This window comes from Pseudomonas typographi (assembly GCF_014694385.1).
In the GTDB taxonomy this organism is placed as follows: domain Bacteria; phylum Pseudomonadota; class Gammaproteobacteria; order Pseudomonadales; family Pseudomonadaceae; genus Aquipseudomonas; species Aquipseudomonas typographi.
In genome coordinates this window covers 1-9,576 of record NZ_JAAOCA010000069.1, presented here as the reverse complement: position 1 = coordinate 9,576, position 9,576 = coordinate 1, and the positions used below count along the sequence as shown (strand labels likewise).

General features: G+C 53.8%; 12 protein-coding genes. 4 read left to right on the top strand and 8 right to left on the bottom strand.

The features are described 5' to 3' along the window. Nucleotides 1-175: 175 nt before the first annotated feature. A complete protein-coding gene (locus tag HAQ05_RS27250) occupies nt 176-718 on the bottom strand; it encodes a hypothetical protein (protein WP_190427324.1) in 543 nt (180 codons plus the stop codon). A gap of 501 nt (nt 719-1,219) precedes the next feature. On the opposite strand from HAQ05_RS27250, the gene HAQ05_RS27245 reads away from it, so the two are divergent. Further along, nucleotides 1,220-1,534, top strand: a complete 315-nt coding sequence (locus tag HAQ05_RS27245) for a DUF1654 domain-containing protein (RefSeq protein WP_190427321.1) — start codon at nt 1,220-1,222, stop codon at nt 1,532-1,534. Nucleotides 1,535-1,609: 75 nt separating this feature from the next. Here the strand turns inward: HAQ05_RS27245 and HAQ05_RS27240 are convergent, their stop codons facing one another. Further along, nucleotides 1,610-2,047 (bottom strand): DUF2846 domain-containing protein, encoded by a 438-nt coding sequence (locus tag HAQ05_RS27240; protein WP_190427318.1) that lies wholly within the window; start codon nt 2,045-2,047, stop codon nt 1,610-1,612. Nucleotides 2,048-2,805: 758 nt separating this feature from the next. Continuing rightward, nucleotides 2,806-3,063: a hypothetical protein gene (locus HAQ05_RS27235; protein WP_190427314.1), complete on the bottom strand. Its 258-nt coding sequence runs from the start codon at nt 3,061-3,063 to the stop codon at nt 2,806-2,808. A 208-nt stretch (nt 3,064-3,271) separates the two neighbouring features. On the opposite strand from HAQ05_RS27235, the gene HAQ05_RS27230 reads away from it, so the two are divergent. Beyond that, nucleotides 3,272-4,447 carry a GGDEF domain-containing protein gene (locus HAQ05_RS27230; protein WP_190427310.1) on the top strand — a complete coding sequence of 392 codons (1,176 nt, stop codon included), beginning with the start codon at nt 3,272-3,274 and terminating at the stop codon, nt 4,445-4,447. Nucleotides 4,448-4,757: 310 nt separating this feature from the next. Here the strand turns inward: HAQ05_RS27230 and HAQ05_RS27225 are convergent, their stop codons facing one another. The 3 genes from HAQ05_RS27225 to HAQ05_RS27215 all read right to left on the bottom strand — a co-directional run bounded on the left by HAQ05_RS27225 (nt 4,758) and on the right by HAQ05_RS27215 (nt 7,925). Beyond that, complete coding sequence (locus HAQ05_RS27225; protein ID WP_190427309.1) at nt 4,758-6,752, bottom strand: ATP-binding protein; 1,995 nt, start codon at nt 6,750-6,752, stop codon at nt 4,758-4,760. 89 nt (nt 6,753-6,841) lie between these two features. Next, on the bottom strand, nt 6,842-7,084 hold the full coding sequence (locus HAQ05_RS27220; RefSeq protein WP_190427308.1) for a hypothetical protein: 243 nt from the start codon (nt 7,082-7,084) through the stop codon (nt 6,842-6,844). Nucleotides 7,085-7,088: 4 nt separating this feature from the next. Beyond that, nucleotides 7,089-7,925, bottom strand: coding sequence for a LexA family transcriptional regulator (locus HAQ05_RS27215; RefSeq protein WP_190427328.1), 837 nt, complete (start codon nt 7,923-7,925; stop codon nt 7,089-7,091). Nucleotides 7,926-8,027: 102 nt separating this feature from the next. Between HAQ05_RS27215 and HAQ05_RS27210 the strand changes: the two genes are divergently transcribed. Further along, complete coding sequence (locus tag HAQ05_RS27210; protein ID WP_190427307.1) at nt 8,028-8,249, top strand: helix-turn-helix domain-containing protein; 222 nt, start codon at nt 8,028-8,030, stop codon at nt 8,247-8,249. Here HAQ05_RS27210 and HAQ05_RS27205 read toward each other — a convergent pair. Further along, entirely contained in the window at nt 8,246-8,455 is a 210-nt protein-coding gene (locus HAQ05_RS27205; protein WP_190427306.1) for a hypothetical protein, read from the bottom strand. The genes HAQ05_RS27210 and HAQ05_RS27205 overlap by 4 nt on opposite strands. Nucleotides 8,456-8,484: 29 nt before the next feature. On the opposite strand from HAQ05_RS27205, the gene HAQ05_RS27200 reads away from it, so the two are divergent. Next, nucleotides 8,485-8,970, top strand: coding sequence for a phage regulatory CII family protein (locus HAQ05_RS27200; protein WP_238935300.1), 486 nt, complete (start codon nt 8,485-8,487; stop codon nt 8,968-8,970). A gap of 140 nt (nt 8,971-9,110) precedes the next feature. Here HAQ05_RS27200 and HAQ05_RS27195 read toward each other — a convergent pair whose 3' ends face one another. Further along, nucleotides 9,111-9,359 (bottom strand): hypothetical protein, encoded by a 249-nt coding sequence (locus HAQ05_RS27195; protein WP_190427305.1) that lies wholly within the window; start codon nt 9,357-9,359, stop codon nt 9,111-9,113. Nucleotides 9,360-9,576: the final 217 nt, after the last annotated feature.

The following is a 9,576-nucleotide window of genomic DNA, read 5'->3' as shown; positions in this document are numbered from 1 at the left end:
CATGCTGATGTTCGCCACGCCGTTTTGCCTGCCGTTCGTGATGTGCACCTGGATCTCTACTTGCACAGGTCCATTTACGCCGTCGCTAGCCATTGATATTCCTCCGTTATCTTCCCAAAGCGCCCTCGTCGAAGGCGCTTCAGTGAAGCGGTCAGGGAATGCGCAGGGTGGTGGTTCAGTACGGCTTTTCAACCTTGCCTTGGTCCTGAAGGCTCTTGATGTGGAACAGGTTATTCAGCATGGCGTCCATCTGTTGCGCCAACTGGTTGCGCAAACCATCCTTGAGAGCACCAGTCACCGCGTTGACGCTTGTCTGCATCTGCTTGGTGAAGTCCTCGGCGCAAATCTTGGTCATCAACCATTGCGCTCGGGTAACTGCGTTGTAATCGCTGGTGGCCGGTTTTCCATCGCTGGGATTTACCTTGCCGTTCCAGTAGGCAGTGACCGTCTTTTCCAGCTCCTTGCGCAGCGTGGTTGAAGGCCCCTCCTGATCGCCCCACTGATTCACACGGCGATACTCGCGTTCGAACGAACCGCTGATGGTCTCGTCGATCGCTGACTGGATCTGCGCGGTGACACGCTCGTCAAAAATCTTGTCGATGCGCTTTTTCACCTCCTTCGAGACGATTCCAGAAAGGTCTTCATCCTCGCTAAGAAGCTGATCTGCGACCTGGGCCACGATTGCGGTTTTCAAAGCGTCTTCATTGATGTTGAGCATTCGTACTGCCCTCCAGGGCGGTTGATTTCCCTGATACCCCTGTCTCCAAGGGCATCGAGGAAATCTTGTTGCCTCCGTTACACGCCACGGTGGGCTGGGCTGCCTCTCGGCTATCTCCACCACGCGCATCGCCCGATTCATATCTTTGGCCGGGTCACACATTTCGTGTTCGGTGTTCTTCCCGGCTGGCTTGCATGGTTTGGCGTCCCAGCGATATGGCTGGTCCGGCAGGTTCCAGAGCCTGCATGGGGATCGAAATTTGTTACTCGCGCTGTGCCGTTGCCGGGATCGATCCGCGAGGTTTCCAGATTGTCTAAAGAGCGGCAGGCCTCTCGGCCCTGCCTCGGCGGTGTGGGCCGGGGCGATGGGTGAAATATGCACCAGTGCAATTATAGTGTCAATGCACGAGTGCATATATTTTTTGGGCACGGATCCCTTGCCGAGGGATTTCACAATCGGATACTGTTTACATATACAGTATTTTTGAAAAGGAGCGCATCAATGGCCAAGAAGCCCCAGCCAGCACCAGCCATGAGCCCTGCGGAAAGGCTCAGCATTCGGGTGGCGAGCATGATCAATCACCCCATGTCGCAGCTCAGGCGAATGGCGGTGATCCACCAGTTGATCGATGATCCTGATGACGTGTGGGAGGCGATGCTGGAGGGGCTGGCGGAGCTGGACGAGCTGTCGCTCATCCACAACGACGACGGAACGGTCACAGTTGCCTGGGAGGCTTCGGACTATGAGCCGGTGGTCGATACGTCAGAGCAACCAGATCTGGCAAGGGAGGGCGTCGTGGAGCGAATCAACTGCTAACCATTCGCATGAAAAAAGCCCGCTCGCGGCGGGCTCGGTGTCTGGCAAAGAGGTAAGGGGAGAAGCCTTCCTCGGTCAGTACTGTGGCTCAATCATTTCGCATTCGAGTACGCCAGCCTTCCCCTCAGCGGCATCCACCACCTTCATACCGCTCCGACCGGATACAAAGCCCATCTGAACCTGTTGGTGGATGAAGACGTTTTCGCCAGCTTTGGTCGTGAGCTTTAGCATTTCGGTGTTCTCGCCATCGGCGGCGATGACGTGTGGGCCGGGCACCACCTCCGTGTAGAGGTAGCTATGAGCTACCGTTTTGCCCAGGATATTGCCGTCGAGCACCACCGGCATCTTGATCGCCGCGCCGAAGTACTCATTGCGATAGATGTAAATGCGGGACATGTCCTGGGCGGTAGCGAATTTCTTCGCCTCAGCATCGGCCTGCTTATCGGCCATGGGGACCGAGGCGCAGCCGATGAGTGATAAGCAAAGGAGGGTAGTTGCAGCCAAAGCGCGCATGGGGTGATTCCATTCGATTGTTTGGCGGGATGATATCAGCGCCGATACAAATCCGGCACGCGCAGAAAAACGTTTCGGACGCGAAGAGCCTGCGGTGCGGGCTCATGAGCCGTTCTAACTACCTGGCTGGGGATAGTAAATATCTCCATGCAGCGCGTACTTGAAGGCGAGTTCCTTCTGCACGCTTTTGGCCTCGTCTCGGTCCTCAAAAAAGCCAACGATCAAAACTGCCCCGTCGGCGGGCAAGAGGGGGTACCCCGCTTCGCGGACCAATCCTTCCGCTCGCTCAAACTCGCCGCCTGGCTTGCTTGGTATGCGCACAGTCCATCCATGGGATAAGCGAGCTGGCTGCTCGGGTTCTACGTCAGAGCCACAGTGCTTGCATTTTATTGCCGCGCGCCTGATGGGCTCAGCGCAAAACGGGCAGGGCCTCGTGTCCTTTGCTTCCCAGATAGCGGCTATATCTTCGTTTTTTACCGACTTACGCCGGCCAAATATCAGCATGAGAAGCCCAGCGATTGCTATCAGGCCACCCAACATAGTGTAGTTTTGCCGGTCAGCCATTAGGCCCAGGTTGTTCACCCGACCCATACCGCTGCTAACCGATACGTCCATGCCCAGGGCAACGATCACCACGACAATGCCCACAATCAATACCAGAATACCGAAACCCCGCATGCTGTTACCTCCCTGTGAATGAGCCACCATTCTAGCATCACGGATCCACAAAAAAGCCCGCGCTTGGCGGGCTAAGTCGTCTAGCTGTCCTGATGCACAGCGATGGGGGGCCATTGTCTGATTGCCATCCATTCTTGGAAAAAGCCTGCAGCTTTGTCGGCACCATTCAAGGCGATTACGCCCGGGCTGTGGACATGGGTCCGGATGACCCTGCCGGCTGGGTGCTTAAGCCAAAAGGTAGCGGTGCGATCAGCATGGTACTCAAAAGCCAGACCATAGCCCGGTAACCTCTTCTCCATATCTGGCATGATTTTCAAAAGCAAATCTTCGATGTCCATAGCGGTTCCTAACATGTGGGGGGGGGAACCTGGACGTTATGTGACTGAATCTATCGCGCAAGCGGGCAACAGGTAAATCACCGCGGGTTCTGTACAGAGCATTATTAATGCGCAAGGGAAGCTGGCATCCGTTCATTCGCCCCGCTATTCGCCGTGACTTCGTAGCGCTATGCTCAAACTCCCATCGCCCAAGGAACGAGGCAGACGTATGGCGAGTGCTCTCAAAGCGATTGGCGCTGCGGTTCGAAGGGCTTTGGATTTCCCGTCTGATATCCATAGCCTCAAAAACTCTGCGCTGGTGGATTTGGAACGCCGCGCCTATCCAGGGGCATTCGTTTATCTTCCCTGCTGGATAGCGATCACGTACTTCAGTGGATTAGCTACGGCCGCGCCAGTCACAGCCAATTACCTAGGTGCGGTTTTGGCAATGATGCTAATTCTGAGGATCGGGCTGCATATCTACTTCGAGCGACTGCTGGCCGTCAGTGAGCCGTGGGCACGCGGCTTGCTGTTGGTATTGATCCTTGCGGCATCTACGTTTTTCGGGTTTGTCGTGGCTGCGTCGCTGTACCTCCCTGAGCTCGCTCCGGCCCTATATCCACTTATTGTTGTGAATGCGGTGCTGTGCACCGGGGCCACCCTTATTCTTGCCATTGACCCTATGCTGCGGTATGGCCTGCCGGCGGTCATGCTGCTGCCGTTTATGGCCGCGTTGGCGGGAAAGGGCAGCAGTGCAAATCTCACATTCTCAGCGCTCGTGCTTGTGAACATGCTTTACCTGGTCATAGCCTCAAAGCATGCTCACGTCGATTATTGGGATGGCTTGCGCCTGCGAGCGCAACTGCAAACTCAATCGGCGCTGTTCGAGAAGCAAAGTCTTACCGATGGTCTGACGGGGATTCACAATCGACTGAGTGGCCAGCGCAGGCTGGAAGATGAGTGGGCTAGGGCGGTTCGTTCACGCTGGCCACTGACGGCAATGCTGATCGATATCGATCACTTCAAACAGATCAACGACACATACGGGCACCCTTTTGGTGACGAATGTCTGATCGCCATTGCCCATACCCTTCAGGCCGGCGCGAGCCGTGGGGAGGATTTCGCCGCGAGGTTCGGCGGTGAGGAATTTCTGATTCTGCTTCCATCCACACCGAGCGATGGTGGATTGTGTGTGGCCGAGAGGCTGAGAGCGTCGATCAACGATATCCGGGTTAACTACCGCGGGACACCCGTACCTGTCACGTGCAGCATAGGCCTTGCGACCATATACCCTGAAGTCGAAATGGAAGGCCCATCGCTACTGCTTGAACGCGCCGACAAGGCCCTGTATCTGGCCAAGCAAAAGGGGAGGAACAGGGTTGAAGCCGAGGACTATGATCCATGATGCGCCGCAGCCTTCGGCATAGGCAGAAGAAACCCGCCGTGGCGCCGGCCTGGGAGGCGCAGCAATGAAAAAACCCGTCAAGGGAGGGGATACCATTGACGGGCTGGGCGCCCAGGCGAGCTGGGGGGGAGCGCCCAAATTCAGGATAGACGAATGTGTTCGGATGGCCAGATGCGAAGGGCAAAGCTACCATCAGCCAACCTGACCAGGGATCACTCGCGGGCCAGGACCACAGGCAAAAGAAAACCCGCCGGGGCGGGTCGCTTGCGGGGTAGCGAGGAAAATCCCGGCGCTGGGCCGGGCTTAATAATTAGTGGGTGGGCGTGTGCAGATGCTTTAAAAGATCGTCTTTCGAGCTTTCAAGTGTGTCACGCTGAGTTTGTAGCTTCGAGAGAAGGTAGTCGTTCGCAATTCGAAACTCTTCGATTATAGTTTGCCATGTCTTTACGTACTTTTTGATAGGGCCGCCACCGACCAGGCCGGGATCATTTCGCCCTGCAAGCTGTTCAAGTCTTTCGGAAATGTCATAGTCGTTCGGGGATATCTTTCGGCCTAGTAGTATGATTTCATACCTTGTTTGAATACCATTGAATCGAGGATGCTTTGCTAGAATTCCGGCATAGTCATCGATCTGGCGAAGATGCTTTTTATTAAGGGCAATACTAGGCCGCTTTATTTCTACAATTACACATCTGAAGTATGGCTGATTGTTGTGCGAGTCATACTGCATGTTGCCCCTGACTAGAAAGAGATCTACCTGTCGGTTCGCGCCTGATAAATTAGCTCCATCGTCGATGTCGTCATCGAGTATTTCAGTTATGCCCGCTATTGAATTCCGAAGGTTTTCGGCGATCACAGTAAAGGTGGTTTCTTCAGCACCTATTGTTTCGTACTGATTCCCGAAAAGCCAAGTGTTGGATTCTATAACCCCCTGAAGGTCTGGCGTTTCAAGGGTGTCGTTATAGTGGTTAAGCATTATTTCGGATATGCGAGAGATTGCAGCTTCGCGCTTTTGAAGTTTTTCTATAGTCTGAATTATGTTGTTTAACTTTGCAGTCTTAATTTGATCGGAAAATATAAGCATGGACGCCTCGTCTAGATCGAGTATGCCTTCAAGTACATCGAATATGGCGTCATTTTCATTGGATACAGAGATTTTGTCCAATAATCTTATTATGATTTTTCTCTGCCGCTTATTACTGTCCTTGAATAATCGGGGCTCTGATATTATTATGATTCTAAGAATGCCCTTCAGGTTTCCGAGTCGCCATTCTGAGTAACTGTTTACTAGTTGGCTGTAATCTGGGAAATCACCATCATCCACCAGCTTCTGAATTTGCTCATCAGCCTGTCCCACCAAGTAAGCCTTATAATGCTCTTGGGCGAATCCGCCAACGGCTTTCTGCAAGGCTTTCCACACCTTAGAGTGCTGCATACTTCGCATGTCTAAAGATTGGCCGTTTTCATCTTCACTAAATGCGTCGAACCAAGGTGAGGAGATTGATAGTGTCGTATGGTAGTTTGGTTTTTTGTTTAGGCTGCTCGGTGCGTGATAAATAACGTTTTCGGAGCTGGTTGTATAGTATGTATAAGACCGCTCCGATGCGGGTTTCTCCTTCCAGTGTAAGAGCTTTAGCCGAAACGCATTGCTGTCGATTGTGAATAACGTATCACTGCAAGAATGCTCTGGTGGCGCTAAAATTTCACCATTGAAAGTAAGAGTTTTGCTCGGGTTTAGCGCGAGGTACCAACCGAACTCAAGTGAAAGCTGAGTACTTAGCGTGGCCTGAGTTGGAAAGAAACCTATAAATTCTAGAAGCTCGACACATGTGCCAGAGCTGCTATTTACCAAAAGTGCATTTTGCTGATTTACGGGGATGGTTGTCCCAGTAACACTGCTCAGTGAACTGCTATTGATTTCTATCCTAGCATTATCATTTTTAAATTTTGTGTACCAAATTGCCTTGTTGCATATCTTGTGGAAGGCCAGTCGTCCTATGCCCTTTTCTCCATGTACATTGTGGGATTTCTTCTTTAGGGAGTCGCGGAATCTAAGGAAGTTATCATCTGGGCGGGTAAAGTCGATGCCATCACCGTCATCTAAAATGGTAATGGATTCCATTGCGTTGAGGCCTGTCTCCCTTGTGATGATCGAAATATTTTTTGCGTTCGCATCAAACCCATTCCATATTAGTTCGACTAGTGGGCTCCAGGGTTCTAGAGACTTACTAAAATTATTTCGAATTCCGGCATCGGTAATTTTAGTATTTCCAGAAAAATCATTCGCCTTAAACGCAGATGCCATAAATATTCCTTGTTAGCTGTTTAAGCAATTCCATGAGGGCAGGGTATTGATATTGATTTTCGTCCTGCTCGAATTTACAGCCCTGAATTTTACATATACAACTGGTTTTGGTTAGCGTGCCCATCCCGAACCTCATCCGCATACGCCTCCAGCCGACCCTCCACATCCTGCATCACCTGGCAGATCCTGAGCACCGCCTGTGCATCGGTTTCATTCCCCGCCAGGCTCAGCCGCTCCGCTATCCGCATCAGCTCGACTGCCGACCATTTCAGGTCGGAGGCGGTGCCCTGGAGTTCGCGGCGCAGGGCTTGGGTGGGTTTGGAGAGGGGCATGGCATCACACCGCGTTCCCATTCCAGACATAGAGCACCCGCGCCAGGATGTGTGTGTCATCCACCCGGATATCCTCGGGCTCATGGTGCTTGTTGTCCGAAATCATCCTGAAGTGGCTCTTGCCCTTTTTCTGCAAGCGCTTCACGTAAAGCATTTCATCGTGCGAAAGCAGGTAGATGCCATCGCCTGTGAACTCCCGGATCGTTACGTCGATCAGCAGAGGGTCACGGTCCTTGATCGTTGGCGTCATTGACTGCCCCCATCCGGTGATCACCTTCAGGTGGTAATGCTCTTTGAAGACGATGCCCATTTCTCGCAGATGCCTGGGGCTTACGCGCACGTCCTGGAGCATTTCGGGATAGTCGTGTGGTATCTGGCCGGCGCCCATGGCCGCGCGCACGTCGTAGTGAGCAATCCACACCTCATCGCCGACCTGGCCGGGGCGGGAAAAGTCAACGGTGATGACGTTACCTGAGTTGTGGTCTGTGCCTTCTCCCGCCGCTGCAGCGGCCAACTTCTTCCGTTGCTCGTCCGACAGCGTTTTGCCGGAAATCATCTTGTTCACGATCTCGGCCATCGAAGCACGGCTTTTTCCAGGCGGTGCCGGAGCATCACCGGGCAGAGGGGCGTAACCCCTCAACTGGTCAGTGCTGATACCGAAGAAATCGGCGAGAGGTCGCACCTGCTTATCCGTTGGCTCCTTGATCCCCTTGGTGCCGGAGGGCTTTAGGATGCGGGATATCGTGTACTGCTTCACGTCCGTTTTGCGGGCGAGATCGGCCTGAGAAATACCTTTCTCCTGCATCAATGCCGCTAGAACTTTATCGATGGTTTTATGCATGAGTGCAATGGTGTCCACGCCGCGTGCATACCTCAATAGGTCAGTGCATTGACAGATATGCACTGGTGCAACAGAATGTGCATATCCTCAAAGGAGCAGGCCATGGCCACTACCGATCTCCCTCAAAAACTGGATGACCTGCTCGGCTCTGGCCTGACCTACAAGGCCGTCGCCGAGCGCGCCAGATGCGACATCTCGACCATTTTTCGAATCCGTTCGGGCCAGATCACCAACCCGAGCTACATCGCAGGGAAGGCGATCGACGATATGCACGACGAATTCAAAGCGGGCAGCAAGCGCGCGAAGCGCAAGACCGCCGCCTAATCCCTTTGCCTCACGCAGAGGGCCACGGTCGCGTGCTCGAAACCGCGTAACGCATCACGCCCCAACTGATCCCGAACCAGATCAGCACGAACCTCGAAAGCTGGCCAAAGCCGCAGCCGAGACGACAAGGGGAGGGTGGTTGCCAAGGCAGCCACGAAGCAATGAAGGGCGGCTATCTCGCCCAGCAGTTCGGATTGGTCGGTCATGGATGCGTCCGTGATCAGTTGATAGGCAAATGTTCGCTGAAGTGGTGGCACCGCGCTACGCGAAACAGATTGAGGAATTCGCAATGGAAGATTTTGAGAGAACCCTGCATCGCGAAGTGAAGGCCGGTGGCGGCACCGCTCTGGCCAAGCGTATGGGCGTGAACGAAACCACGTTGCTCGACTGCGCGAACCCCAACCGGGCCAGCCACAAGATGAACATCCAGATGTTCGGAATGGTTCTCACACACCTCAGCGAAGAGTCACGCCAGATCGTTCTGGCATCGCTGCTGGCCGAGTTCGGCTACGCGCTCATATCTAGGAACAGCCCCGCGGCAAGGGAACTCTCGGCCTCCATGGCGAATTTCGGCAAGGAGGCTGCCGAGCTGACGGTATCCGTTCACGAAGCGCTGGAGGACAACCACGTCAACCAGATCGAGAGGGCGGCGATTTGCCGGGAGATTCACCACGTCCGGCGCGAGCTTGATGCAATGGAAGCTTCGGTAAAGGTGGCCTGAAATGAAAAAGCCCAATGCCTATCCGGTCGAGGGTGACGCCCGCCAAAAGCTCGAGCATCTTTCCAGCTGTATATCCTCAGCTACCAAAACCGGAGCGGGTAAACCGCTGTGGGCGCTTACCAGCGGCGGCGAGCTCAAGCTCAGTTGCGTGTCTTGTTCGCGTTCAGCATCGCCTGAAGCGAAGCCAGGTCAGTTTTCAGCACGTTTAGTGGCCATTCGTAAGCTTCTTTCGAGGCTCCTGACTCGCAGCCAGCGGCCGGATTCTCTGTGAAGTATTGCGCAGCCTTGGTCAGCGCCTCGCCATCAAAGCCTGGCGTTCCTCTGATCGTGGCCGCCAGCGATATCAGAGACATCAAAACGCCTTTTTCGAACGGTGACAGATTTTCCATGTCCGGCCTCCTGGGCCTTTTCGTGTGGAAGCAAAAAGCTACCACGGATGCGCCGGACGCCCAATTGCAACATCAACCACCAAATCGCACGCGAAAAAAAACCACCGGCCAGGGTGGTTTCTCTACAGCAGCTTGCACAACGTTCTGGAGTGAATAATGACAAACATCTTCCCAATTGACAAGTCCAGGGGGTTCACCCGGATGGACAACGACCTGT